The 23,822-nt window shown below is 50.8% G+C and carries 26 protein-coding genes, 2 tRNA genes and 2 pseudogenes; 18 read left to right on the top strand and 12 right to left on the bottom strand.

The genetic code is table 11. The annotated features are described in order from the left end of the window. The first annotated feature begins 128 nt into the window (after positions 1 to 128). The 10 genes and pseudogenes from GN242_RS12020 (at position 129) to GN242_RS11980 (ending at position 7,233) form a co-directional block, all read left to right on the top strand. Positions 129 to 1,739 (top strand): FAD-NAD(P)-binding protein, encoded by a 1,611-nt coding sequence (locus GN242_RS12020; protein ID WP_154750872.1) that lies wholly within the window; start codon positions 129 to 131, stop codon positions 1,737 to 1,739. 130 nt (positions 1,740 to 1,869) lie between these two features. Continuing rightward, positions 1,870 to 2,388 (top strand): ClbS/DfsB family four-helix bundle protein, encoded by a 519-nt coding sequence (locus tag GN242_RS12015; protein ID WP_156287546.1) that lies wholly within the window; start codon positions 1,870 to 1,872, stop codon positions 2,386 to 2,388. 248 nt (positions 2,389 to 2,636) lie between these two features. Next, positions 2,637 to 2,966: pseudogene (locus GN242_RS12010) on the top strand (aldo/keto reductase); the annotation flags it as partial. A gap of 160 nt (positions 2,967 to 3,126) precedes the next feature. After that, positions 3,127 to 3,330 carry a hypothetical protein gene (locus tag GN242_RS12005; protein ID WP_156287545.1) on the top strand — a complete coding sequence of 68 codons (204 nt, stop codon included), beginning with the start codon at positions 3,127 to 3,129 and terminating at the stop codon, positions 3,328 to 3,330. Beyond that, positions 3,327 to 3,482 (top strand): annotated as a pseudogene (locus GN242_RS21925) (PAAR domain-containing protein); the annotation flags it as partial. The gene GN242_RS12005 and the pseudogene GN242_RS21925, both read left to right, overlap by 4 nt. A gap of 21 nt (positions 3,483 to 3,503) precedes the next feature. Further along, on the top strand, positions 3,504 to 4,934 hold the full coding sequence (locus tag GN242_RS12000) for a colicin E3/pyocin S6 family cytotoxin (protein WP_231617091.1): 1,431 nt from the start codon (positions 3,504 to 3,506) through the stop codon (positions 4,932 to 4,934). A gap of 7 nt (positions 4,935 to 4,941) precedes the next feature. Continuing rightward, positions 4,942 to 5,199: a colicin E3-like toxin immunity protein gene (locus tag GN242_RS11995; protein ID WP_154750878.1), complete on the top strand. Its 258-nt coding sequence runs from the start codon at positions 4,942 to 4,944 to the stop codon at positions 5,197 to 5,199. Positions 5,200 to 5,208: 9 nt separating this feature from the next. Beyond that, the gene (locus GN242_RS21920; RefSeq protein ID WP_156287543.1) at positions 5,209 to 5,454 is read left to right on the top strand and encodes a colicin E3-like toxin immunity protein; all 246 of its coding nucleotides are present in this window, start codon (positions 5,209 to 5,211) and stop codon (positions 5,452 to 5,454) included. A 403-nt stretch (positions 5,455 to 5,857) separates the two neighbouring features. Beyond that, positions 5,858 to 6,976: an S-type pyocin domain-containing protein gene (locus tag GN242_RS11985; protein ID WP_156287542.1), complete on the top strand. Its 1,119-nt coding sequence runs from the start codon at positions 5,858 to 5,860 to the stop codon at positions 6,974 to 6,976. Positions 6,977 to 6,984: 8 nt separating this feature from the next. Continuing rightward, complete coding sequence (locus tag GN242_RS11980) at positions 6,985 to 7,233, top strand: colicin E3-like toxin immunity protein (protein WP_154750880.1); 249 nt, start codon at positions 6,985 to 6,987, stop codon at positions 7,231 to 7,233. Positions 7,234 to 7,601: 368 nt separating this feature from the next. On the opposite strand, the gene GN242_RS11975 is transcribed toward GN242_RS11980, so the two are convergent. After that, positions 7,602 to 7,677, bottom strand: a tRNA-Asn gene (locus GN242_RS11975). A gap of 257 nt (positions 7,678 to 7,934) precedes the next feature. Between GN242_RS11975 and GN242_RS11970 the strand changes: the two genes are divergently transcribed. Then, on the top strand, positions 7,935 to 9,371 hold the full coding sequence (locus tag GN242_RS11970) for a glycoside hydrolase family 1 protein (RefSeq protein WP_156287541.1): 1,437 nt from the start codon (positions 7,935 to 7,937) through the stop codon (positions 9,369 to 9,371). A gap of 46 nt (positions 9,372 to 9,417) precedes the next feature. On the opposite strand, the gene GN242_RS11965 is transcribed toward GN242_RS11970, so the two are convergent. The 4 genes from GN242_RS11965 to GN242_RS11950 are packed head-to-tail and all read right to left on the bottom strand — an operon-like array spanning position 9,418 to position 12,819. Further along, positions 9,418 to 10,254 (bottom strand): metal ABC transporter permease, encoded by an 837-nt coding sequence (locus tag GN242_RS11965; protein WP_154750882.1) that lies wholly within the window; start codon positions 10,252 to 10,254, stop codon positions 9,418 to 9,420. Next, on the bottom strand, positions 10,251 to 11,108 hold the full coding sequence (gene sitC / locus GN242_RS11960; RefSeq protein ID WP_154750883.1) for an iron/manganese ABC transporter permease subunit SitC: 858 nt from the start codon (positions 11,106 to 11,108) through the stop codon (positions 10,251 to 10,253). Before sitC ends, GN242_RS11965 begins: the two co-directional genes overlap by 4 nt. Next, complete coding sequence (locus tag GN242_RS11955) at positions 11,108 to 11,911, bottom strand: manganese/iron ABC transporter ATP-binding protein (RefSeq protein ID WP_154750884.1); 804 nt, start codon at positions 11,909 to 11,911, stop codon at positions 11,108 to 11,110. The genes sitC and GN242_RS11955 overlap by 1 nt, the downstream gene beginning before the upstream one ends. Further along, positions 11,908 to 12,819, bottom strand: a complete 912-nt coding sequence (locus GN242_RS11950; protein WP_154750885.1) for a metal ABC transporter substrate-binding protein — start codon at positions 12,817 to 12,819, stop codon at positions 11,908 to 11,910. Before GN242_RS11950 ends, GN242_RS11955 begins: the two co-directional genes overlap by 4 nt. A gap of 207 nt (positions 12,820 to 13,026) precedes the next feature. On the opposite strand from GN242_RS11950, the gene GN242_RS11945 reads away from it, so the two are divergent. The 3 genes from GN242_RS11945 to GN242_RS11935 all read left to right on the top strand — a co-directional run bounded on the left by GN242_RS11945 (position 13,027) and on the right by GN242_RS11935 (position 15,248). Next, on the top strand, positions 13,027 to 14,148 hold the full coding sequence (locus GN242_RS11945; RefSeq protein WP_154750886.1) for an alkene reductase: 1,122 nt from the start codon (positions 13,027 to 13,029) through the stop codon (positions 14,146 to 14,148). A 20-nt stretch (positions 14,149 to 14,168) separates the two neighbouring features. Then, a complete protein-coding gene (locus tag GN242_RS11940; protein WP_154750887.1) occupies positions 14,169 to 14,483 on the top strand; it encodes an ArsR/SmtB family transcription factor in 315 nt (104 codons plus the stop codon). 150 nt (positions 14,484 to 14,633) lie between these two features. Beyond that, a complete protein-coding gene (locus GN242_RS11935) occupies positions 14,634 to 15,248 on the top strand; it encodes a TetR/AcrR family transcriptional regulator (protein WP_154750888.1) in 615 nt (204 codons plus the stop codon). 239 nt (positions 15,249 to 15,487) lie between these two features. On the opposite strand, the gene GN242_RS11930 is transcribed toward GN242_RS11935, so the two are convergent. The 5 genes from GN242_RS11930 to GN242_RS11910 form a co-directional block, all read right to left on the bottom strand. Beyond that, positions 15,488 to 15,563 (bottom strand) — tRNA-Asn (locus GN242_RS11930). A 99-nt stretch (positions 15,564 to 15,662) separates the two neighbouring features. Continuing rightward, positions 15,663 to 16,457 (bottom strand): DgsA anti-repressor MtfA, encoded by a 795-nt coding sequence (mtfA, locus tag GN242_RS11925; protein ID WP_154750889.1) that lies wholly within the window; start codon positions 16,455 to 16,457, stop codon positions 15,663 to 15,665. Positions 16,458 to 16,669: 212 nt separating this feature from the next. Beyond that, a complete protein-coding gene (locus tag GN242_RS11920) occupies positions 16,670 to 17,326 on the bottom strand; it encodes a hypothetical protein (protein WP_154750890.1) in 657 nt (218 codons plus the stop codon). 583 nt (positions 17,327 to 17,909) lie between these two features. Next, the gene (locus GN242_RS11915; RefSeq protein WP_154750891.1) at positions 17,910 to 18,143 is read right to left on the bottom strand and encodes a hypothetical protein; all 234 of its coding nucleotides are present in this window, start codon (positions 18,141 to 18,143) and stop codon (positions 17,910 to 17,912) included. Beyond that, complete coding sequence (locus GN242_RS11910; protein ID WP_154750892.1) at positions 18,140 to 18,655, bottom strand: T6SS effector amidase Tae4 family protein; 516 nt, start codon at positions 18,653 to 18,655, stop codon at positions 18,140 to 18,142. The genes GN242_RS11915 and GN242_RS11910 overlap by 4 nt, the downstream gene beginning before the upstream one ends. Positions 18,656 to 18,987: 332 nt before the next feature. Between GN242_RS11910 and GN242_RS11905 the strand changes: the two genes are divergently transcribed. Together GN242_RS11905 and GN242_RS11900 are read left to right on the top strand one after the other, a co-directional pair. Beyond that, a complete protein-coding gene (locus tag GN242_RS11905) occupies positions 18,988 to 19,692 on the top strand; it encodes a phosphohydrolase (protein WP_156287540.1) in 705 nt (234 codons plus the stop codon). Positions 19,693 to 19,765: 73 nt separating this feature from the next. After that, positions 19,766 to 20,014 (top strand): hypothetical protein, encoded by a 249-nt coding sequence (locus GN242_RS11900; protein WP_154750894.1) that lies wholly within the window; start codon positions 19,766 to 19,768, stop codon positions 20,012 to 20,014. Between the two features lie 118 nt (positions 20,015 to 20,132). On the opposite strand, the gene GN242_RS11895 is transcribed toward GN242_RS11900, so the two are convergent. Then, positions 20,133 to 20,789 (bottom strand): epoxyqueuosine reductase QueH, encoded by a 657-nt coding sequence (locus tag GN242_RS11895; protein WP_154750895.1) that lies wholly within the window; start codon positions 20,787 to 20,789, stop codon positions 20,133 to 20,135. Between the two features lie 156 nt (positions 20,790 to 20,945). Here GN242_RS11895 and GN242_RS11890 point away from each other — a divergent pair, with 156 nt between their 5' ends. Both GN242_RS11890 and GN242_RS11885 read left to right on the top strand, forming a co-directional pair. Continuing rightward, positions 20,946 to 22,355, top strand: coding sequence for a DNA cytosine methyltransferase (locus GN242_RS11890; RefSeq protein WP_154750896.1), 1,410 nt, complete (start codon positions 20,946 to 20,948; stop codon positions 22,353 to 22,355). Positions 22,356 to 22,427: 72 nt separating this feature from the next. Further along, the gene (locus GN242_RS11885) at positions 22,428 to 22,901 is read left to right on the top strand and encodes a very short patch repair endonuclease (RefSeq protein ID WP_154750897.1); all 474 of its coding nucleotides are present in this window, start codon (positions 22,428 to 22,430) and stop codon (positions 22,899 to 22,901) included. On the opposite strand, the gene yedA is transcribed toward GN242_RS11885, so the two are convergent. Then, positions 22,898 to 23,809: a drug/metabolite exporter YedA gene (gene yedA / locus GN242_RS11880; protein WP_154750898.1), complete on the bottom strand. Its 912-nt coding sequence runs from the start codon at positions 23,807 to 23,809 to the stop codon at positions 22,898 to 22,900. The genes GN242_RS11885 and yedA overlap by 4 nt on opposite strands. Between the last annotated feature and the right edge of the window lie 13 nt (positions 23,810 to 23,822).

Below are 23,822 nucleotides of genomic sequence, written 5' to 3'. Positions count from 1 at the left end.
CATTGAGTAAACCAGATGCTACGGGCTAATCAGCATGCGTGACGATACGCATTGAAACGCCAGTGGCCCTGGGCGGGTAAACCCGGTAAGTCAATGGACGAAATAACAATAACGAGGTATCAACAGCGATGAAAACGATAGCCATTATCGGGGCCGGGCCAATGGGGATTTATACTCTTTATTCGCTGCTGAACAATAAGGAGCCGCTGTCGATTGTGGTGTACGAACAGTCGCGCGAGGCGGGCGTGGGTATGCCCTACAGTAACGAAGAGAACTCGCGGATGATGCTGGCGAACATTGCCAGTATCGAAATCCCTCCGGTTTTTATCACCTATATTGAGTGGTTGCGCACGCTGAGTGACAGCCATCTGGCACGTTATGGCGTTGATGCCGCTTCACTGCATATCCGCCAGTTTCTGCCGCGCATCCTTCTTGGCGAGTATTTTCGCGATCGATTCCTGGCGCTGGTGGAGCAGGCAAGACGGCAGGGGTTTTCCGTAGAGGTGCATGAAAACTGTGAAGTAACCGATCTTGAAGCCACCGATGAAGGCGTACGTCTTTGGGCTGAGGGAGAGGCTGCGCCGGTGCTGTTTGATCTCGCGGTCATTGCTACGGGGCACGTCTGGCCCGATGAGAGCGAAGCCACCCGCACCTATTTCCCCAGCCCCTGGTCGGGACTGATGGAGGCAACCATTCCGGCGGCAAATATCGGCGTCATGGGTACCTCACTTAGCGGGATAGATGCAGCGATGGCGGTGGTGCTCCAGCATGGCGAATTTGCTGAAACGGACGACCAGCAGATTAAATTTACTCTGGATCGGGGCAGCGAGGCGCTGAAAATCACGCTGATGTCGCGTTCAGGCATTCTTCCGGAAGCCGATTTTTACTGTCCTATCCCCTATGAGCCGCTGACTATCGTCACGCAATCGGCTATCGAAAATGCCATTGCTGCCGGATCTGCGGGGCTGCTTGAGCGTATTTTCCGCCTGATGGTGGAGGAGATCGAAGCGGCCGATCCCGAGTGGAGCAGGTCTGTCTCCCTGCGGTCGCTGGATGTCGACAGTTTCTCTGAAGCCTGGTTTGCCGACCGGCATAAACACGATCCCTTCCACTGGGCACGGGCCAATCTTGATGAAGTTGAACGCAATAAACGCGACCGGCGCACGGTAGCCTGGCGCTATGTGATTTTGCGTTTACATGAGGTCATCGAGGAGATCGTTCCTTTCCTGGATGAGCGCGACAGTAAGCGGTTTAACAGCGGCATCGCCAGAGTGTTTATCGATAACTATGCTGCCATCCCTTCACAGTCGATCCGTCGCCTGCTGGCTCTGCACGATGCCGGAGTCATCAGTATTCTGGCACTGGGTCATGATTACCATCTGCAACAAAAAGAAGCGGGTACCGTTATCTTCGCTGAGGGGAAAACCTGTCAGTTTGATCTGTTTATTGATGCACGTGGCCAACAGCCGTTAGCGACGAAAGACCTGCCATTTGCGACGTTAAGAAAACAGTTACTGGCGGCCGGGAACGAGATCCCGGAAGTCGGCGACAACTATACGCTGCTTGCTCCCAACTGCGCACGCGGGCGTATTGCGTTTGGTGCACTGCCTTATCTGATGCACGATCGCCCATTTGTGCAGGGGATTACCGTGTGCGCTGAGATCGGCGCCGCCATCGGCAGGGCGGTTTCTGCCTCTCCCTTCCGTACCCGCAGACGACTGCCGTTTATTGAGCTGTGAGTGTGGGCAGAGGGGCAATTATGTTTGAACTCAACCAGGGATGGTGCTTAACAGATGCGCATAATTGGTTGATATTTAAACACCTCATGGCATCTTTATGGATCTCTTTTGAAGTGCGGGGTAACTCAGTATGAATGTGCCGCAAACGAAATCTGAATTGCTGTTAGCAATTAATAAAAATTTCAATAAATTAATTAGTTATCTTAATGCCATCCCTCCGGAGCTCACCTCAGATAAATCTATGGAGGGACACAGCAAGGGAACGGAAATGAGTGTTCGTGATCTGGTCTCCTATCTGCTTGGATGGAACACTCTGGTTGTAAAGTGGATTACTGCTCGCGAGCAAGGATTGCCTGTTAATTTTCCAGAAACCGGTTTTAAGTGGAATCAACTTGGGCTTCTGGCGCAAAAATTTTACTCTGACTATAGCGAGTTGAATTACACCGTTTTAATTACTGAGTTAGAGGCAGTAAAAGATGAAATAGTGAAACTTATTGATGAACTTACTGATGACACTTTATATGGTAAACCATGGTATACAAAATGGACTATGGGCCGAATGATCTCATTTAACACTTCATCCCCCTACGCCAATGCTAATGGCAGATTAAGGAGATGGGCGAAAAATAATAATATCAGCTTAAAATAAAAAACGGTCTGAGATAATTTTTGAGCAAAAACTCTGTGTATTTGCTGTAAATATCCTGCTTAACAGGAAATTTTACAGATAGGGATATTTTTCCATGCACTTCATGCGGCATAGAGTAAATTTTGAATATTCGCGCACAGTGTTTCATGAGTGTTTTTTAACCATTTTACTCAGATGTTCCTGCGGCATGCTCGCAAGCAATATGAACAAATAACAGGGATGGAAAATGGATTTTTTTGAACGTCTGGAGCAGAGGCATTCAACCGGAAGCCTGGGCACCGTTTGCCGGAGGGCGCAACGGTCTGTTTCAGCATCCGGTTTTAAGCGCTATCGGCGATAAAGACAGTAAAAGCGTCGGGCAGGTGGTATTACGTTGGCGCTTCCATCGCGACATTGTCTCGCTGGCGAAATCAGTGTGCAAAGAGCGGATGGTTGAGAATATCAACGTGCTGGATTTTGCCCTGACCCGGGAGGATATACTGAAAATTACCGCACTGGACACCGCCACCAGCGTCTTCTTCCCGAACCGCGACCCGGCAATGGTCGAGTGGCTGATGGGTCGTAAACTGGACGTGTAATACAGGGCTGGAAAATATAATCCGGGGCAATCAGCGGTGTAATATTTCGTTTTCTTCCGTCTCTGACTGATCGTTTTTTATCCCGTGGGTAAGGACTTTAAGTCAAATTAAGGATCGGTTAGTATTGCCTTTGTTTTAAACCTTAAGGACAAGGAAAACAATGGACTGTCAATACACCAACGAACTTACCCCCGCAATTCTGGCAATAACGGATCAATCATCGTCTACGGCGGAACAACTGGCCGGGATGAATGACATTGATACGCTATTTCCGCATTCTTTCATCGTTGATGAAATAAAAAATAAAACCATCTCCGTCTTTTTAACAACAGGTCATCGCCTGTTTTCAGTCAGGGATGAATGATTATGGCAACCGGATACGTTTTATGCCTGGGAGATAAAACAACCTGTGGTGGCCGGATAATTAGTGGTAATCCGGGACGCAGAGCACATAGCCGGCCCGTAGCCCGTCACGGTGATATCGTGACCTGCGGTAAACACGAAGGGCAATACAGGATTACAGGCGGCATCAGTTTTATGACGGATGTGGAAGGCGCTGAACGAATACCTGTCGCCGGAACGCTGGACAGCGTCAGCGGCTGTCCCTGTCGTTCAGGATTCATTGTCACTCATTATCCGGCAATGAAATATGAGAGTCGGAGCAGTGGGTTAACTTCATCTGGTGGTTCTCCGGCGGTTTATGGCTCTATGGCTGGCTCAGGCAGCGCACTGAGTAGCGTGGCAGCTAATGCGGCAAAGAATGTTAAAACGCCCGTCTTCGCCAAATCCTGCCTCCGGGGTGAGGGCTGTAATGATGCCGGGCAGGAGAGTGAACCCCACACCAATTTTGCCAGGATGGCGTTCTATCAGGCAATTCCTCCCGCCGATCCCGCGTCGAACTATGATGTCCCTCAACATGCCCAGAGTGCCAGGAAAAAGAAACCTGCGGAAGATATTCCAAAGCCGAAGAAACGCAGCGCCCTGTATAAATGGTGGTTTAGTAACTACGAGGAAGTTGAATATCAGCGGGCAGCAGCGGCAGCAGCGAGTGCCGCTAACGCTCAGAGCGCGCTAGAAGGAGCCAGCGTGCTTGGCCTGATTGGCGGAAGTGCCATTACCTCAGGAACCTGGGCCGTCAGCAGCGCCACCAGACTTGGCGCCATTGCTGCCAGCGGCCCCGGAGCACCCATCGCTGCGCTGTTAGTGGGGATGATGCCCGGCAGGCTGAATGAGGGAGAACAGGATTTTATCGACCGGTTGCGGCTGGAGCAGATGCATGAAGCGCCCAGCAGGGTGCGTTATACGTGGGAAAACGACAGCAACAGCGATGCGGTTCCGCACGGCTGGCATACACCACCGGGTAAGGATATGGTGCGTGTGCGCAAAATGGAGTGGGACAGCAGCCGGAATGCGTATACGTTTATCACGGAGGAAGAGCCGCGTATCACCATCATCTGGACGCCAGACAGTTCAGGTGTCAATGTTGCTTCGAATACAGGCAACCAGAACCCCGTATGGATCCCAAACCCGGTCGTAGTTGATCCACTGCCGGAAGATACCCGTATTGAGGCTACAACCACTCCGGCACCGGAAGAGAAGAATTTTGCAGATTATATTCTTATTCTGCCGATAGCGGATATTCCGCCGATTTATATTTATTGGAGTAAGCCTCGTAATGGCTTACCACAAAATGGGCATGACTATCATCCAGCTCCAGACACCAGTGAGATTACTGGTATTTCTGGATTATCAGAGGCCAAGCCTAAAACTCCTAAGCAGGGCGGAGGGGGTAAGCGTGAACGTTGGATTGATGCGAAAGGGCGGCGTGTATATGAATGGGATTCACAGCATGGTGAACTTGAAACATATCGTGCAAGCGACGGTGAGCATCTTGGGTCGGTAGATTATAAAACTGGTGAACAATTGAAGCCTGCTGTAAAAGGCCGAAATATTAAACGTTATTTGTGAGGCCAAAATGGGATTGAAATTAAGACTGCAATGGTTCGATAAGTTAACAGAGTTGGGTGTAGGTAAGGAATATTCTATTGATTTTGGTGATGATGCCAGCATTATGACTGATGGCTTAGGCTTACCAACAAAAGATATTGTAAATAACGGATCTTTTGAGCTAAGAAGTGATTGGGTCATGCATTTACAGCCTCATTTCACACATCGTATCAATTTATCTTCTTATGATTATTTCATTTCATTCGATTATAGAGATAAATGGTAATAATAGAGTATGTCTTATAAAATGAGATTACATTGGTTCAATAAACAAACATCTGAGGGGGAAGGAAAGGAATTTTCAGGTGTTTTAGATAATAATGTTTATTTTTTGGATAAGATTGGTCTATCTAACGAACCTCAGATCTATGATGGTGTATATGACGTGGTAGTCGAATGGTTGCCATATATACAACCGTATTTTCAGCATCAACTAAATTTGCAGCGATATGATTATCAGCTGGCTTTTCGACCTATTTGATTGAATTAGTGCTCTATCAGTGGTGATAGAGCACATTCTTAACATTATATAATCACCAATTAATATATCTTTCGTTCCTTTTATCTTCGGATTTTTGTTCGCGAATAATCTCATAAGACTTCAGGTATTCGCATATCTGCCTCATAAATCAATTGGTTGTAAAGATCGATAGTTTCACTATTGATAGTTTTTGTCGATTAATATTGATAAATCGATCGCCCCAACAATTGTTTATATCGATCGATATTATGATTGTGATAGCCTGTGCCTATGGTGTCGTTTTTTTCGATCGGTACAAACGATATGACGCCCCGAAAAAATAAATGAATTCCAGCAGGCGATTACAGGCCAAAATCTGGTCTGCCTATGACCGATGAGGAAAAGGTATGCGTAAATTGCGAAAATGGCATTTTATCAGGCTGTTCCTCCAGCCGAGCCAGCATCAGATAATGATATTCCACAACACGCGCAGACAGCCAAGAAAAAGAAACCTGTTGACGATATTCCAGAGCCAAAGAAACGAAGCGCCCTGTATAAATGGTGGTTCGGTAATCATGAGGAAGTCGAATACCAGCGGGCAACAGCAGCAGCGACGAGTGCTGTTAACGCTCAGACGGCTGTTGAAGGTGCCAGTGTCCTTGGTCTGGTCGGTGGAAGTGCCATTACGTCAGGAACATGGGCGGTAAAACTGGGGGAAATGGCTACAGGACTTGGAAGGATTGCTGCCAGCGGCCCCGGTGCTCCCATCGCAGCAGTCGTCATGGGAATGATGCCCGGAAGACTCAATGACGGTGAACAGGATTTTATTGACCGGATGCGTCTGGAACAGATGCGTGAAGCACCAAGCCGGGTGCGTTATATGTGGGAGCAGGACGATAAGGGTAATCCGGTTCCTCATGGCTGGCATACACCACCGGGTAAGGATATGGTGCGTGTGCGTAAGATGGAGTGGGACAGCAGCCGGAATGCGTATACGTTTATCACGGAGGAAGATCCGCGTATTACCATCATCTGGACGCCAGACGGTTCAGGTGTCAATGTTCCTTCGAATACAGGCAACCAGAACCCCGTATGGATCCCGAACCCGGTCGTAGTTGATCCACTGCCGGAAGATACCCGTATTGAGGCTACAACTACTCCGGCACCGGAAGAGAAGAGCTTTGCCGATTATATTCTTATTCTGCCGATAGCGGATATTCCGCCGATTTATGTATATCTTAGTCAGGGACGTTCAGGTATTCCTGATAAAGGTCATGATTATCATCCAGCACCGGAAACGAGTGAAATTGGTATTTCAGGTCTAAGACAGGCTAAGAAAAAAACACCTAAACAAGGTGGCGGTGGACTTAGAGAGCGCTGGGTTGATACTAAAGGTAGGCGGATTTACGAATGGGATTCTCAGCACGGTGAACTTGAGGAATTCAGGGCGAGTAATGGTGAGCATTTAGGGTCTGTAGATTATAAGACAGGTGAGCATTTAAAAACTCCTGTTAAAGGTCGAAATATTAAAAGATACCTGTGAGGTGAAAGATGGGACTGAAATTAACATTAGAATGGTTTGATAAAATAGATGAGATTTTGATCAATAAAGAGACTTCTGCCGATTTAGGGCAAGATGGGAGTCTAATCAAAAAATTTAATTTACCCTTTGATGGAAGAATATATGATGGTGGGTTTGATGTATTAAGTTCGTGGAGGAACGATTTACAACCATTATTTTCACATCACATTGATTTCGATAAATATGACTACCAGCTAGTATTTAAACGAGATGAATAAAGCAATATATGCTTTCCATTCTAGGGTTTAGTAATCGGTATTTGTTCGGTAGCAGCACATTGTTTCTTATGTGCTGCTCATTTCCAAACCTCTCCAGCATCCAGCCAAAGCACGCCAACTGTAGCGAACCGTGGCTCACAATTACCATCAATCAATTAGGATAAAAGATCTGTCAATATACACGTTTTAGTTCAACGAATTTATTGAGTAAGCCGGAAGGTTTCTAAATGTGAATAGACGATTATGCGGGATACTTACAGTATAACTGAGAGCGGTTTATGGTGAGCGGGAGTGAACGACTGGAGAGGGATAACCAACAGACAGAAACGCAAAAAGGAGACTTCTGAGGAAGTCTCCTTTTTTAAATTTGGCTCCTCTGACTGGACTCGAACCAGTGACATACGGATTAACAGTCCGCCGTTCTACCGACTGAACTACAGAGGAATCGTGTGAACGAGGCGAATATTAATCATCGCGGAGGAGGGTGTCAACGTCAAAAGTCACCTTCGGCAATCAAGTGCCGATGTTTGCATCAACTTGATGATTTCCTGAACATTTCTGGTGCGCAATTACCGCTGAAGCAAGGTTAACCTGTGCGCTCATCCGCTTTTGTTCTAAAATCTTGGCATACTCAGCGTGTGCTGCATCGAGCAGGCAGCGTATCGGCATACGGTAAAACCGATGGTTAAGGAATGATTCTTATGAAACAAAGGTTTCCGCAGGGCTTTATGTGGGGCGGTGCGACCGCTGCTAATCAGGTTGAAGGCGCATACGATATCGACGGCAAAGGCCTGTCGATTGTCGATGCCATCCCGGGTGGAAAGCAGCGCCTGAGTATTGTTGCCTCGCCGGAGTTCGACTTCACGCTGGATGAAAGCCGCTACACCTATCCCAACCATAAAGGCATCGACCACTATCGCCGCTTCCGCGAAGATATCGCACTGTTTGCAGAAATGGGCTTTAAATGCTATCGCTTCTCCATCGCCTGGACGCGCATCTACCCGAACGGCATTGAGCAACAGCCTAACGAAGCGGGCCTCAGTCACTATGACCAGGTCATTGACGCCTGTATCGCTCACGGCATTGAACCGGTAATCACTCTTTCTCACTATGAGATGCCGCTTCATCTGGCGACCGCATTTGGCGGCTGGAAAAACCGTGAGCTGATCGCACATTTCGAACGCTTTGCCCGCACGGTGCTGGAGCGCTTTGGTCATAAGGTGAAGTACTGGATGACCTTTAACGAGATTAACAGTGCGGCACATTTCCCAATGATGAGCCAGGGACTGACGGTGAAAACTGGCGCACTGGAGGCGCAGGCGAAATTCCAGGGCTGGCATAACCAGTTTGTTGCCAGCAGCCTGGCGGTGAAAATTGCCCATGAAACAAACGCGCAGATCCAGATGGGCTGCATGATCCTGTTTGCCACCAACTACGCTTACGACTGTAATCCCCTTAACCAGCTGGCGTCACTGAAAGAGACGCAGGCGTTCAACTTCTACTGCGCCGATGTGCAGGCTGGCGGGAAATATCCGTACTATGCGAAAAAACTGTGGCAGTCACTGGGCGTTACGCTGGATATTCAGCCGGGCGACCTGGATCTGATTAAACAGCATACCGTCGACTATATCGGCTTCAGCTACTATATGTCTTCCACCACCTGTGCCACCGACCCGAATGCGGCAGCGGCCAGCGGTAATCTGCTGGGCGGGGCGCGTAATCCGTTCCTGGAGGCCAGCGCATGGGGATGGGAGATTGACCCGGTCGGCCTGCGTATTGCGCTGAACCAGCTATATGACCGCTATGAAAAGCCACTGTTTATTGTTGAAAACGGACTGGGCGCGGTGGATGAACCGGACGAAAACTTTACTATCGCCGATGACTATCGCATTAACTATCTGCGTAAGCATATTGATGCCATGGCGGAAGCCATTGATGACGGCGTTGAACTGATGGGATACACCCCGTGGGGCTGTATCGATCTGGTGAGTATGTCGACGGGGGAGATGAGCAAGCGTTACGGCTTTATCTATGTTGATCTCGATGACAATATCAACGGCAGCGGTAACCGCTATAAGAAAAAGTCCTTCCACTGGTATCAGAAGGTGATAGCCACTAACGGCCAGGATATCAGCTAAAACAGACAGCAACGGCGTCTTTTTCAGACGCCGTTGCTGTATTGAACTATGAGAGCACCATCCGTCGATCGCGGCGTACCGACCAGATAAACGCGATAATAAACAGCAGTGCAAATAGCACGACGATGGTCGGACCGGGGGCGCTGTCGAGGAAAAATGATAAATAGGTGCCGCTAAAGCACACGGTTACTGACAGCAGCATCGCGCAGATCATCACGCTGGAGAAGGTGCGCATCAGCAGAATAGCAATGGCACCAGGTGCTATCAGCAGCGCAATAGACAGCACAATACCTACCGCCTTCAGCGTAGCAACTATCGTCAGGGCAATCATACTCAACAGCCCGTAATGCAGCAGTCGGATGTTCAGGCCACAGGCTTTTGCCTGCTGCGGGTCGAAGGCATGCAGCATCAGATCGCGCCACTTCACGCCAATAATCAGCGCAATCACACAGGCAATGGCTCCGCTTTGCAGAATGTCACTGGTGGAAATTCCCAGCATATCGCCAAACAAAATATGGTCGAGATGCACTTCTGATTGCACCGCAATATAGAGGATCAGCCCGGCGGCAAACATCCCTGAGAAGACAATCCCCATCACCGTATCCTGCTTGATGCGGCTGTTCTCCTTCAGATAACCCGTTGCCAGCGCACAGAAAAGTCCGGCGCAAAAAGCCCCGATAACCAGTGGAATACCGATAATCCAGGCGATAACCACGCCGGGGAACACCGCGTGGCTCATGGCATCACCCATCAGCGACCAGCCCTTGATCACCATAAAGCTGGAGAGCAGGGCACAGGGAATGGCAACAATAACCGAGATGGTGAGCGCGGTATTCATAAAATCAAAGTCAAACGGGCTTAACAGCAGCTCTGTCATGCTCATAGCGCCTCCTGCTGCGGGTTAGCCGCGCGTCTGCGCCGTGCCAGCAGCCCGTGTTTGGGTGCAAATACAAAAGCAGTGAGAAACACCAGCGTCTGTGCCACAACAATAATCCCGCCGGTGGCACCGTCCAGATAGTAGCTGACCCATGCACCGAAAAAGCTGGTGCTGCTGCCGATCAGCACCGCAATAATCAGCAGCCGCTGGAAGCGGTCGGTCAGCAGATAAGCGGTAGCACCCGGCGTAACCACCAGACAGATCACCAGAAATGCACCGACGGTTTGCAGCGCGGCGATGGTGCAGGCGGCCAGCAGGGTGAAAAACAGCAGTTTCAGACGCGTCGGGTTTAAACCGACCGAGCGGGCATGGTTCTCATCAAAGAAAGTCACCATCAGATCTTTCCATTTGATTAGCAGGATCAGCAGCGAGACAAAGCCAATCAGCGCCAGCTGGATAATATCTTCCGGCGCAATTGCGAGGATATTACCCAGCACGATGGTCTGAATATTCACCGAAGTGGGATTAAGCGACACCATAAACAGCCCGAGTCCAAAGAATGAGGAGAAGATCAGTCCGATAATCGCATCCTCCTTCAGCCGGGTACGCTGATTCAGAAACAGCATACTGCCTGCCGCTAAACCGCCGGAAAGAAACGCACCCAGTGCAAAGGGCAGCCCGAGCATATAGGCTCCGGCTACCCCCGGAACGATCGAGTGTGACAGCGCATCGCCAATCAGCGACCATCCCTTGAGCATCAGATAGCAGGAGAGAAACGCACATACGCCGCCAACCAGCGCTGATACCCACATGGCATTAAGCATATATTGATAGTGGAAAGGTTCAGCCAGCCACGCCATCAGCCGTTCCCCTGTGCAGTGGTCAGTGCGGGCTGCGCTGTGCCATCGCCGAATACCACGTCGCGTAGCGCACCGCTAAAGGCATTTTCCAGATTTTCACGGGTGAAGGTGGTCGCCGTTGGGCCACAGGCGAGCACGGTGCCTTTGACGATCACCGTATGGTCGCAGTATTCGCTGACCGAGGCCAGATTGTGAGTGGAAACCAGCAGGGTACGCCCTTCAGCGCGCAGCTCGTGCAGCAGGCTGATAATCTGACGTTCGGTATTAATGTCCACGCCGGTAAATGGCTCATCAAGCAGAATTACCTGGCCGCGCTGGGCGATGGCCCGGGCCAGGAAGACGCGTTTTTTCTGACCGCCGGAGAGTTCACCAATCTGCCGATGACGGAAATCCGCCATGCCAACGCGCTCCAGCGCCTCGGTAACCAGACGTTTGTCTTCTGCGCGAGCAATGCGCAACATTCCCATATGGCCGTAGCGCCCCATCATGACCACGTCTTCAACCAGCACCGGGAAAGACCAGTCCACATCTTCAGACTGCGGCACATAGGAGACGAGGTTCTGCTTCAGCGCCCGGTGTGCGGGCTGATCCAGCAGAGTAATTGACCCGGCGGAGAGCGGAACAAATCCCATTATTGCTTTAAACAGCGTGGATTTACCGGAACCGTTGATTCCGACCAGCGCGGCGATACTGGCCCCCGGCACCTGCAACGTGGCGCTACGCAGGGCGGTATGGCCGTTACGGTAGGTGACCGTCAGGTCGGTAACCCGGATGCCATCCGGGGCAGCATGGGTATCTGTCATTTGGCTAACCCCTGTTGAATACCTTTTACGATGGTGTCACTGGTGACGCGCAGTAAATCAAGATAGGTCGGTACCGGGCCATCAGCAGCGCTGAGGGAGTCAACATACAGCACCCCGCCGTAGTGACTGCCGGTTTCACGCGCCACCTGGCGAGCGGCTTTATCGGACACGGTGCTCTCGCTAAATACCGCCGGAATTTTCTCCTGCTTCACTTTGTCGATGACCTTGCGCACCTGCTGCGGGGTTCCCTGCTGATCGGCGTTGATCGGCCACAGATACAGCTCTTTCAGGCCAAAATCACGGGTCAGATAGGAGAACGCTCCTTCACTGGTGACCAGCCAGCGTTTATCCTCCGGGATCTGCGCCAGCGCCTGCTGTACCGGGGCAACGGTGGCACTGATTTTCTGTTTATAGACGGTGGCGTTGTGGCGATAGGTATCGGCGTTGGCCGGGTCATATTTCACCAGCGCATCGCGGATGTTATCTACGTAGATCAGCGCATTCTCTGGCGACATCCACGCGTGGGGATTAGGTTTACCGCTGTAAGGGCCTTCGCTGATGCCCATCGGCACGATACCGTCTGAAACCACCACTTCAGGTACGCCTTTCAGATGCTGATAAAAACGCTGGAACCACATCTCCAGGTTGAGTCCGTTAGCGAGGATCAGCTGTGCTCCCTGCGCCCGCTTGATATCTCCGGGGGTGGGTTGATACTCGTGAATTTCTGCTCCGGCTTTAGTAATAGATGCAACGTCTGCGGCATCGCCTGCCACGTTTTTCGCCATATCGGCAATCACCGTGAAGGTCGTGATAACCTTGAATTTTTCCTGCGCCAGCGCGGGCGTCAGCGGTAACAGAACCAGCAGCGTGGCGCAGATCAGGCTTTTAAACGGATACAGAAAACCCATACAACCCCCCTAAGAATTTGCTTATAATTAGTACGCAATTAGCATTTGCTATAAGGTATAGCACAGGCTATACCTTAGTGTGAATGATTTTTATTCGGGATTACGTTGATTGACAATTTGATGGGCCGGATATCGCTAAATGCATTTACATATTTAAATCTTTAAATATAATGAGCGGCACTGATTCATTTGGAACTTGATGAAATTATGACTGATAAAACACTCTTTAGCCCGCTACAGCTCGGCGGTATCACCTTGCGTAACCGTATTGCACTTCCTCCTTTGACCCGCTGCCGTAGTGAACAACCCGGCAATATTCCGGGTGAAATGATGGTTGAATACTATCGCCAGCGGGCCAGCGCTGGATTTATGATCACTGAAGGCACACAGATTGAACCTCGCGGGCAGGGCTACGCCTGGACACCGGGGATCCACAGCGAAGAGCAGATCGCTGGCTGGAAAAAGGTAACAGATGCCGTTCATCAAGAAGGGGGAACTCTTTTCTGCCAGCTCTGGCATGTTGGCCGTGTATCGCACACTGCGCTTCAGCCAGCAGAACAGGCACCCGTCGCGCCTTCTGCGGTCACCGCCACCGGCGTGCGGGTGTTTATTGAGACCGGCCCGGGAGAAGGCGTTTTGACCTCACCCTCTGCGCCGCGTGAACTGACAACCGCAGAAGTAAAAGAGATCGTTGCGCTGTATCGCACCGCAGCAGAAAACGCCAAAAAAGCGGGTTTTGATGGTGTTGAACTGCATTCGGCCAATGGTTATCTGATTAATCAGTTTATCTCTGAGCACACCAATTTCCGTACTGACGAATATGGCGGTTCGCTGGAAAACAGACTGCGTTTCCTGAAAGAGATCGTGGAAGCAATCAGTCCGGTGTTTGGCAGCCAGCGGGTGGGCGTACGCTTTGCGCCACTGTTCACCAGTACTGATGAAGAGCGCGTTTATCTCGGGCTGGTAGAGAGCGATCCGTATGCCACCTATATTACAGCGGCGAAAATGCTGAATGATCTGGATATCGGCTATCTCTCTATCGCGGAAGCTGACTGGGATAACAGCCCGGAGCTGCCGGAGGATTTCCGCAGCGCACTGCGCCAGGCCTTCCGATCGCCAATTATGTATGCCGGGCGTTATACCCGCGAAAAGGCGCAGCGGGTTCTGGAAAATGGGTGGGGTGATCTATTTGGCTTTGGCAGAACGTTTATCGCTAATCCGGATCTACCCGCCCGCTTAGAGCAGGGGCATCCATTAAATCCGGCAGATGCTTCATCTCTGTATGGCGGCACCAGTAAAGGATATACTGACTACCCGACTTATCGTTGATGATTGTTTTGTGAGGCTGAATGTCACCTGAAAACGCCATGAAATTACTGTCCAACCCGGTACGGATGGCAGTATTACAATGGCTAAAAAGCCCGGCGGATGCGTTCGCCGGTTACAGCCAGCTTTATGATTTCAGCCAGTACGGCGTTTGCGCCAGCCTCATTCAGGATAAGGCGGGTTTGTCACAACCCGCCACATCGCTCTGCCTGAAGGTTCTGCAAGATGCAGGAATGCTTGAAGCGACAAAAGTAGGCAAATGGACTTACTATCGCCGCAGTGAGCCACGCATCGCTGAAGTAACCACCTCGGTTACGGATTTCCTCAAACTATTGTAATAGTCGCCCCTGTGCAGCCCGTTACTCTTTAGTCGGGCTGATGGCGGATAACAGACAAATAGTTAACCCAAATCAACTTGAGATAGTTGTGAAAAAATCACATTATGGTCACGCGTTGTCTATCAAAACTCATTGAGTTAAGCTGGAGATATGACTATACAGACAAACGAAACCCCCGCACGTGGTCCTTCTGAGCATAATATCCGTGACCAGGTAGTGGAAGCTGCCACAGCGCATTTTGGGCATTTTGGCTACGAAAAAACTACCGTGTCCGATTTAGCCAAAGCCATTGGCTTTTCCAAAGCTTATATCTATAAATTTTTCGATTCGAAGCAGGCGATTGGCGAAGTGATTTGCGCCAACCGGCTGGCACAGCTCGCTGAAATTGTTGATCAGGCCATCGCCGATGCGCCTACTGCCTCGGAAAAATTGCGGCGTTTGTTCCGGGCGCTGACCGAAGCCGGTAGCGATCTGTTTTTTCACGACCGTATGCTTTATGACATTGCTGCCGTTGCTTCGCGGGATAACTGGCCTTCGGCAGCTGCGCACCAGCAGCGTCTGCGTCAGCTGATACAGCTGATCATTCAGGAAGGCAGGCAGGCAGGCGAGTTCGAGCGCAAAACTCCGCTGGATGAGACCGCAAATGCCATCTATCTGGTTATGCGCCCCTATATTTGCCCTTTACAGCTGCAATATAGCCTGGATACAGCCTCTTCCGCTGCCGTACTGCTGTCATCATTGATACTGAGAAGTTTATCACCTTAAAAGTGACTGTTGACTAAAATGGTCATTTCCTGAGTAAGCCAAAAGCCCGCTAAATTTCTGAAGCGGGCATGACTGTTAATAATGGCTGCCTGATTATTGAACCCCAGAAACGACGGCCTTGCTCTATGCTGTCGCTGACAGCACCTTCTCACGCTAACCTGTTATATCAAACCATATAGGCACAGCGGCATGAAAACAAAAAGCCCGCTCAGGTTTCCCTGAGCGGGCTTTTCTAAATATGGCTCCTCTGACTGGACTCGAACCAGTGACATACGGATTAACAGTCCGCCGTTCTACCGACTGAACTACAGAGGAATTGTGGAACGAGGCGAATAGTAGCGAGACGCCATCAGACTGTCAACAGTAAAAAACGGTTTAGCTTTCAATTGGCTGCGTTTGAATCAACCCGACCGATTAGTGAACAATTCCACCGACATTATGGTGTAGCTGTTGCTGCTCCAGGCGCTGATGCGGATCCTGACGATAAAATTGACGAAAACGCTGATAGAGCGCCGGGAAACGGGCGATCAGCAGCTCCGGTGCGCTGAAAAAATACTCAGATAAAACGGCGAAACACTCGGCTGGTTCACTGGCGGCATAGGCATCAATACTGGTGGCATTTTCTCCTACCTGGTCGATCTCGTCCTGAATATTATTCATCGCGGCGTGCAGATCGCGCTCCCAGCCCACAACGTCACGCAGGGCAATGGCCGGCACCCCGTTAGCTTCTCCGCTACCGCGAGCATCAAGTTTGTGAGCGACTTCATGAATCACCAGGTTATAGCCGGAGAGATCGAAAGAGTCCTGCACATCAAGCCAGTTCAGCACAACCGGCCCCTGCTGCCAGCTCTGCCCGGCATGTACTATCTGCTCACGATGCACCAGGCCGAACTCATCCTGCCATTCATCGTCAACCATAAACGGGGAAGGGTAGATCAGCACTTCATGAAAACCATCCAGCCAGTCATATCCCAGGCTGAGAACCGGCAGACAAAACAGCAGCGCCAGACGGCAGCTTTTCAACTCATCGAGTTCAAAGCCCTGTAAAGGAACCAGGCGTTTCTGGCGTAAAAAACGAGTGGCAAGCTGGCACAATGCCTGATGCTCGGCATCCGTTAAGGTTGCCAGCAGCGGTATTTGCAGCGCCTGTTGCCAGGGCAGCCCACTCTCAGCGGCGTCATCTCCGCCTTTCCACGGCCATTTGATCATGCTGTTGTCACTCCCGCCTGATGAAAAACTTATCAGTAAGACATGTGTTTATTCCGACGCTGTAAACAGGCCCTGGCTACGAAAAAACGTAACAGAAAGGTGACCGCTACATCGGTGAATAAGGGGAATATTCAATCAGTTATATTGCAGTTTGTCTGTGATAAAACGCAAGCAGCGCTGAAAAATATCACAGCGCTGCTTAAATTAGAGGATCAGGTACGCTCAAATTCGATAACCCACACCCAGGGATTAACTTCCCAACTGGTGCCACCGTACTGAATGGCCCACTGCTTGCGGTAGGCATCTTTTGCTGACACGGCTTCACTGTGCATGGTGAAAAAGTTGTTAAGGAAGTGGGAATCCACCTGCACCCCTTCGGCCATCACATCATCATCACTGATATCCTGAATTCTTTCCGCGCGGATGGCAGTGATAGTCAGGTCAATACGGCTCGCCCAGCGCGGCATATGAATACCAGCCTGCCAGCCAAAGTTCGCATCTTCTTCATCCGTGGTATAGATATTGGAGTCAGCGCGATATTGGCAGTAATCAATGTTTTTAAACTGCGCCGGAGAGGCCTGATACCGCGCCATCTCTTCCGGGGGCACTACCGGGCCTCGCCACGTTTCACGAACCCACAGACGATCGCCCGGCTGCCCATAAGGGCAGTGATAGCTGAGATTTTCCATGCCCAGCACACGATTGCCTTGCAAATTATTGCTAAGTACATCAATACCGTAGCAACCCTCATGGTTGTCCTGACCAGGGCCAAACATTTGGGATTTCATGATGCGCCGTGTCTGATTTTGTTGGCCTGACAGCAGGGCGCGCACCCGTTGATCGCTAAATAGAATCGGGCGTTCTTTCATGTTTTAACCTCTAATATAACTTTCTTGACCAGTTCCTGGTTCATAAGCAAAGTAAAAATACAATACAGATAATTCCTAACATTAGCTCATAAAATTAGTTCAGCATGTTTATTTTACTAATCATCAGAAAATCTTATAAAAACAATAGCTGCGGGCAGATTTTGTCACCTGTCAGGCAACAGAAAGCAGGCCACTGGTGAATCTGAGTGCATCATCACTTACCCGCGACGAGGTTACCAAATGGAGATTTTACCATAATAAAATCTGTTAGTGCGATGAATGGTTAAGCGCCATCGCGCTACGTTCATTGCACCCTGTAATTCAGTTATCCCCCTGAGTAGCCTGATGAGCTCACCCCCTGATGGCCGTTCTGTTAAATTTTATGACATAACCATTGTTTAACATTTAGATCAAAAAACAGCCAGATAAAAATCCCCCAGAATTGACTGAAAATGCAAAAAATGCACCAGCGTATCTTTATCGACAATGGCTGGGTCGCCGGGGATTAACAGCATCGTTTTTTCCGATATATAGGTGCGGATTGAAAATAATCAAGGGATAGCCTGGCCCAGGGGGTACATCATCAATTTCGCTTTTTTTGGAGTCGTCGCCGCATAAGAACACCACCGATAAGTGCACCGATAACAACGGAAAGAGGAGTGCTGATAAGAAATAACACCACGTTTTGGTTCATCTCATCGTTACTGACTACCGGGCCGGTTATCAGCAGTGCCAGACGAGGAAAGCCTGCAATCAGCGCCGCCAGACACAGTGCAGCACCAGCCAAAGCGGCTACAGCAATTTTGAGTCCATTCATCTCATCTTCCAAAACCAGATCTCTTTAGATTTAAAAAAGTCGCTTGCAATGCCGTCGTAATGCCAACCCCATTGTATACGGAACCAGGTTGCTTTGGCGGTCAGACGCTTGCCGTTCCAGAGGTCAATATGATCGCCTGAACGATTTGCAAAAGACTCATTTCCTCGCCGCCAAAAATCTTTAAAGAATATGATTCCCCTCTCGTTTCTTAAAACCTTCTCAAAGTTCTCAGGAGTGACTTTAACCATCGGCAGCATTCCTTCGAAAGGGGCGTATCGCAGGGAAATGGCAAGTTCTTCAGCGCGTAGTATATGGCCTTCCTTTTTAGGATGATGCCAGCAGAAGGTAGCGTTGAGCCGGGCGATATTCGCTCCGCAGCGAGCAAGGGCTGTTCCGATTCTTATCGCGCACTGGTCTTCAAAAGCTTTGAGGCCGTTGGGCAGGCGGCAGGGGTTTGCATCGCCTTTAATTTCAGGGTGCGCATTCCATAAAACATCAAACGAGATAGTCATAACGTAGTCCTTTAACGTTAACAAAATAACTTTCTAGCATATAAAAACTGGCTAAAGAATAGCCATATCTTTGAAAATGAAATGTGCAGCGTGGGTAATTGACAGAAACTTCATCTGTTTATCTCTCTTAACAGGTGTGGAATTGCTTGGTGCACTGAGTGAAGTCTGGGCTGGTTGATGAAATCAGGCGGCGCTGATCAAATAGCATTCAATATATATATTCAGAAATAAAAAATTCATCTGCCTGGTTTTTTCTTACTGTATGATTTAAAAAGTAAAATATTGCATCCCCCGCTAAGAGTGAATTAGCGATAAAACAACTAAGGATGTCTATGACACTAAGCGACTGGCAATCTCGTTTTGAACACTGGCTGCATGAGACCTGGCAGCATGATGATAAAGCCCACGATGTGGCACATCTGACCCGGGTCTGGCAGTCAGCACAACGTATTATGGCGGGAACGGAAGCGGATGAGCTGGTGGTACTGGCCGGATGTTACTTCCATGACATCGTTAACCTGCCGAAAAACCATCCGGAACGTCATCTGGCTTCAGCGCAGGCCGCCGACGAAACGCGCCGGGTGCTACGGCAGGTGTTCGCTGATTTTCCGGCTGACAAAATTGAAGCGGTGGCCCATGCGGTGCATGCACACAGCTTTAGTGCAGGCGTTGCCGCAGAGACAATAGAAGCGAAGGTTGTGCAGGATGCCGACCGCCTGGAGTCGCTGGGCGCCATCGGGCTGGCGCGGGTATTCTACGTTTCTGGAGCATTAGGACGTTCGCTGTTTGATAGCCACGATCCGCTGGCGCGCAACCGCCCGCTGGATGACGCAGAATGGGCGCTGGATCATTTCCAGAAGAAACTACTTAAATTGCCCGAAACCATGCAGACGGCGGAAGGGCGGCGTTTGGCAGAATTTAATACCAGTTTCCTCGTCACCTATATGGCTAAACTCTGTGCGGAGTTGAAAGGTGATTTCTGCGCGTTGGATCAAAGCGTTATCGATGAGTTCGCGCCAGGTGGCGTCAAATATTAAATTTTTATGACAGTATGGTTAAACCGTAAGTTACGGGTTACGTTGTCTGGACAATAATCAGGAGAATCAGGCAATGACCGACAAAGTCAGTTTAACCATTAAGATTGATCCCGCCTTAAAAGAAACGATTAAAGCGCTCGCCCTGGAGAGCCAGCTCTCCCTCAGCGATCTGGTTACCCAGCATCTGGTTCAGAGCTTCTCTGCTCAGGCACCGGGCGCGGTAGACAACACTAACACGGAAGAAGAGACCTCTGAGCAGCTCACTCAGGCAGAACTGAAACAAATTCGTGCGCTGCTGAAAAAGTCTAAGAAGAAAAAATAACCCGGTATCCAGCGTCTTTCACTCAGAGAGACGCTGTCGCGCATAGCGCTTGAGATGATGTTACTGACACCTGCAACCCGTCGGCCAGCCTGCTTAAACCCAGCGGCATTTTCTGCGGTTACTGCTCTTCATCACCGTAATAAAGCACACCGAGCTTGATTAATGGCCGGCCCTGGCTTTTACGATGCAGATTACTATCACGCAGCGAATAGACACAGCCGCAGTACTCCTGCTGATAAAAGCGTTCGCGCTTGCTGATCTCGATCATCCGTGCAGAGCCGCCTTTTTTGCGCCAGTTATAGTCCCAGTAATGAATACCAGGATAAGGCGCTGCCGCCCGATCGCCACACTCATTAATCTGCTGCATATTCTTCCAGCGCGAAATACCCAGTGAACTGGAGATCACCGGAAAACCGTGCTCAAAGGCGTAAAGAGCGGTGCGCTCGAAACGCATATCAAAGCACATCGTGCAGCGCACCCCGCGTTCCGGCTCCCACTCCATGCCTTTCGCACGGGCAAACCAGTTATCGGTATCATAATCAGCATCAACAAACGGAATGCCGTGCTGCTCGGCAAAGCGGATGTTCTCCTCTTTGCGTAACAGGTACTCTTTCTGCGGATGAATATTCGGGTTGTAGAAAAAGATAGTGTAATCAATTCCCGACGCTTGTAACGCTTCCATTACCTCGCCGGAGCAGGGCGCACAGCATGAGTGTAGCAGCAGTTTTTTAGCGCCATCGGGCAGGGTAAGCTGCTCGCGTTCCAGGGTGCTCATCGGCATTAACTCCTTTTTTATCAATCAAACAGCGTCAGTGTAGTGGCATCATTTCCCGCTGTCATTAATCACCAATGGCGCAGGGGAAATTTCTGCCTGTCGCTGGGTCAACTAAGTGATAGACTGACACCTGTTTATCCCTTGAACTGAGTGAATATGAGCGATTTTGACCGCGTGGCCGCAGAGCTGGCCGAACAGGCACGAGTACAGGCGCAGCATAAAGAAGAGCAGGATCGCCAGCTGCTAATGCGCGTGCTGGAAATTTATGACCAGAAAACCGTAGCGGCGATCCTGCGCAAGGTCAGCCAGCAGGAGTGGACGCGGGAGTCGGTAAACCGTTGGGTCAAGGGCAACAGCCGTAAAACCCTGAATGAAGCTGAAGTCAGCCTGCTGCACAGTATGCTGCCCGCGCCTCCGGCACATCATCCTCACTATGCGTTTCGCTTTATTGACCTGTTTGCCGGTATCGGCGGTATCCGCAGCGGCTTCGAGGCGATTGGCGGTCAGTGTGTTTTCACCAGTGAATGGAACAAACATGCAGTACGCACCTACAAAGCCAACTGGTACTGCGATGAAGAGCAGCATCGCTTCAACCAGGATATCCGTGATATCACGTTGAGTGGTGATGCGCAGGTGGGGGAAGAGCAGGCGTATCAGCATATTCGCCAGCAGGTGCCGGATCACGACGTGCTGCTGGCAGGTTTCCCCTGTCAGCCGTTCTCGCTGGCGGGCGTATCGAAGAAAAATGCGCTGGGGCGTAAGCATGGCTTCGAAGATGAAGCGCAGGGAACGCTGTTCTTCGATGTGGCGCGTATTATCACGGCTAAAAAGCCGGCAATATTTGTGCTGGAAAACGTCAAGAACCTGAAAAGCCATGATAAGGGCAACACCTTCCGCATCATTATGTCAACGCTGGACGAGCTGGGTTATGACGTGGCGGATGCGGCGATCGTCGGTTCGCCGGATCCGAAAATTATCGACGGCAGGCATTTCCTGCCCCAGCACCGCGAACGTATTGTACTGGTCGGCTTCCGCCGCGACCTCGCGCTGCCCACCTTCAGCCTCAGCGCCTTGCCGACGCTCTATCCGCAGCAGCGCACGCCGTTAAAAGCCCTGCTCGATCCGGTAGTGGATGCGAAATATATTCTGACCACCACGCTGTGGAAGTACCTCTATCAGTACGCGAAAAAGCACCAGGCACGCGGTAATGGCTTTGGCTATGGGCTGGTTGACCCGGAGCTGGAGCAGGGCGTGGTGCGTACCCTGTCAGCACGCTACTACAAAGATGGATCAGAAATCCTGATCGATCGCGGCTGGGATAAAGCGCTGGGCGAACAGGATTTCGACAACGAGGAAAATCAGCAGCGTCGTCCTCGTCGCCTGACGCCGCGTGAGTGCGCCCGGCTGATGGGTTTTGAACAGCCCGGCAAAGAGCAGTTTCATATTCCGGTGTCGGACACGCAGGCCTACCGTCAGTTTGGTAACTCGGTGGTGGTGCCTGCTTTCGCTGCCGTGGCAAAGCTGCTGCAACCCTGGATTGAACAGGCGGTAAAGCCGCGCCGGTGAAATGTGGCTGGCGACCACCACGGCAGAGCCACGATTAGCTACACTTAAGGTCTTCGTTAAAGGAATATCAAGATGGCCGACGTTCACTCTTCAGAAGTGCGCAGTAAGAATATGCGCGCTATACGTACCCGCGATACGGCAATCGAAAAACGGCTGGCAGAGCTGCTGGTCGAACTGGATCTAAGCTACCGGGTACAGGATAAATCACTGCCCGGTCGTCCGGACTTTGTGCTGCCCGACTATCAGGCAATTATCTTTGTGCACGGCTGCTTCTGGCATCGCCATCACTGCCATCTGTTTAAAATGCCAGCCACCCGCACCGCCTTCTGGCAGGGAAAAATCGACAGTAATGTGGCGCGTGATAAACGCTATATTGATGAGCTAAGTGCCAGCGGCTGGCGCGTCCTGCTGGTGTGGGAGTGCGCGCTACGCGGCAAAACGCGGCTGGAAGAGGAGGCTCTGCGCACCCGTCTGGAAGAGTGGATCTGCGCCGCAGAAGGCAACGGCGAGATCGACGAGCAGGGTATTCGCCAGCTGGAACGTTAAGGCTCGCAGGTCTTGACGATCGGTTTGGCCGGGAAGATATATTTGCCCAGCGTGACCAGCACCACCGCCAGCACAATAATCCCCAGCGCCAGCCATTCGCGTCCTGACAGGCTTTCACCGGCAAAGGCAATACCCAGCAGCACGGCTACGACCGGATTAACGTAGGCATAGCTGGTTGCGATAGCCGGTGTGACATTGCGGATCAGGAACATATAGGAGTTGATAGCGATGACTGATCCAAACAGGCTGAGATAACCGAGGGCGAAGAAGCCTGACAGGGCCGGAGTCTGCGTCAGGTGCTCACCGCTTAACTGACTCGCCGTGAGCAGCACCACGCCTGCTGCCAGCATCTCTATCGCTCCTGCCATCATGCCGCGCGGCAGAGCAATGCGCGAGCCCCATACCGAGCCAAACGCCCACGTCAGTGAACCGCCGAGAATCATCAGTGCGCCCCAGGGATTCCCCGCCAGATGACCGGCACTGTTAAGCAGAATAATCCCTACCAGGCCCACGGCAATCCCCAGCCACTCGATCCAGCGGGTCGCAATACCGAATAACCGGCTAAAACACATGGCAAACAGCGGCACGGTGGCAACCATCACCGCTGCCAGTCCGGAGGGCACATGCTGATGTTCGGCCACGGTGACCGCGCCGTTACCCATCGCCAGCAGCAGGATACCGATCATCGCCGCATTACGAGCTTCACGCCAGGAAGGCAGCTTCTCACCCCTCAGCAGCAGAAAAGCCAGCAGCACCACGCCAGCCAGTAAAAATCGCAGTCCGGCCAGCAGCATTGGCGGCCAGCTTTCTACACCGATACGGATCACCAGATAGGTGGAACCCCAGATAAAATAGAGGGAAAACAACGCAGCCAGCAGCGGCAGTAGGGCAGGGGCACGGCGTAACATGAGCGGATCTCCG

Source organism: Erwinia sorbitola (genome assembly GCF_009738185.1).
GTDB classification, from domain to species: domain Bacteria; phylum Pseudomonadota; class Gammaproteobacteria; order Enterobacterales; family Enterobacteriaceae; genus Erwinia; species Erwinia sorbitola.
The sequence above is the reverse complement of the archived record's forward strand: the minus strand, read 5'-3'. Positions and strand labels throughout refer to the sequence as shown.

Coding starts and splice junctions, on each gene's coding strand:
- GN242_RS11985 (WP_156287542.1), top strand. CDS start 5,858: ATGGCATTTTATCAGGCTGTTCCTCCAGCCGAGCCAGCATCAGATAAT.
- GN242_RS11950 (WP_154750885.1), bottom strand. CDS start 12,819: ATGGGTTTTCTGTATCCGTTTAAAAGCCTGATCTGCGCCACGCTGCTG.
- GN242_RS11965 (WP_154750882.1), bottom strand. CDS start 10,254: ATGAGCATGACAGAGCTGCTGTTAAGCCCGTTTGACTTTGATTTTATG.
- GN242_RS11920 (WP_154750890.1), bottom strand. CDS start 17,326: ATGAAAGAACGCCCGATTCTATTTAGCGATCAACGGGTGCGCGCCCTG.
- GN242_RS11900 (WP_154750894.1), top strand. CDS start 19,766: ATGACCGACAAAGTCAGTTTAACCATTAAGATTGATCCCGCCTTAAAA.
- sitC (WP_154750883.1), bottom strand. CDS start 11,108: ATGGCGTGGCTGGCTGAACCTTTCCACTATCAATATATGCTTAATGCC.
- GN242_RS11995 (WP_154750878.1), top strand. CDS start 4,942: ATGGGATTGAAATTAAGACTGCAATGGTTCGATAAGTTAACAGAGTTG.
- GN242_RS12005 (WP_156287545.1), top strand. CDS start 3,127: ATGGACTGTCAATACACCAACGAACTTACCCCCGCAATTCTGGCAATA.
- GN242_RS11890 (WP_154750896.1), top strand. CDS start 20,946: ATGAGCGATTTTGACCGCGTGGCCGCAGAGCTGGCCGAACAGGCACGA.
- yedA (WP_154750898.1), bottom strand. CDS start 23,809: ATGTTACGCCGTGCCCCTGCCCTACTGCCGCTGCTGGCTGCGTTGTTT.
- GN242_RS11980 (WP_154750880.1), top strand. CDS start 6,985: ATGGGACTGAAATTAACATTAGAATGGTTTGATAAAATAGATGAGATT.
- GN242_RS11895 (WP_154750895.1), bottom strand. CDS start 20,789: ATGAGCACCCTGGAACGCGAGCAGCTTACCCTGCCCGATGGCGCTAAA.
- GN242_RS11935 (WP_154750888.1), top strand. CDS start 14,634: ATGACTATACAGACAAACGAAACCCCCGCACGTGGTCCTTCTGAGCAT.
- GN242_RS11910 (WP_154750892.1), bottom strand. CDS start 18,655: ATGACTATCTCGTTTGATGTTTTATGGAATGCGCACCCTGAAATTAAA.
- GN242_RS11970 (WP_156287541.1), top strand. CDS start 7,935: ATGAAACAAAGGTTTCCGCAGGGCTTTATGTGGGGCGGTGCGACCGCT.
- GN242_RS11955 (WP_154750884.1), bottom strand. CDS start 11,911: ATGACAGATACCCATGCTGCCCCGGATGGCATCCGGGTTACCGACCTG.
- GN242_RS12020 (WP_154750872.1), top strand. CDS start 129: ATGAAAACGATAGCCATTATCGGGGCCGGGCCAATGGGGATTTATACT.
- mtfA (WP_154750889.1), bottom strand. CDS start 16,457: ATGATCAAATGGCCGTGGAAAGGCGGAGATGACGCCGCTGAGAGTGGG.
- GN242_RS11945 (WP_154750886.1), top strand. CDS start 13,027: ATGACTGATAAAACACTCTTTAGCCCGCTACAGCTCGGCGGTATCACC.
- GN242_RS12015 (WP_156287546.1), top strand. CDS start 1,870: ATGAATGTGCCGCAAACGAAATCTGAATTGCTGTTAGCAATTAATAAA.
- GN242_RS11905 (WP_156287540.1), top strand. CDS start 18,988: ATGACACTAAGCGACTGGCAATCTCGTTTTGAACACTGGCTGCATGAG.
- GN242_RS21920 (WP_156287543.1), top strand. CDS start 5,209: ATGTCTTATAAAATGAGATTACATTGGTTCAATAAACAAACATCTGAG.
- GN242_RS12000 (WP_231617091.1), top strand. CDS start 3,504: ATGACGGATGTGGAAGGCGCTGAACGAATACCTGTCGCCGGAACGCTG.
- GN242_RS11940 (WP_154750887.1), top strand. CDS start 14,169: ATGTCACCTGAAAACGCCATGAAATTACTGTCCAACCCGGTACGGATG.
- GN242_RS11885 (WP_154750897.1), top strand. CDS start 22,428: ATGGCCGACGTTCACTCTTCAGAAGTGCGCAGTAAGAATATGCGCGCT.
- GN242_RS11915 (WP_154750891.1), bottom strand. CDS start 18,143: ATGAATGGACTCAAAATTGCTGTAGCCGCTTTGGCTGGTGCTGCACTG.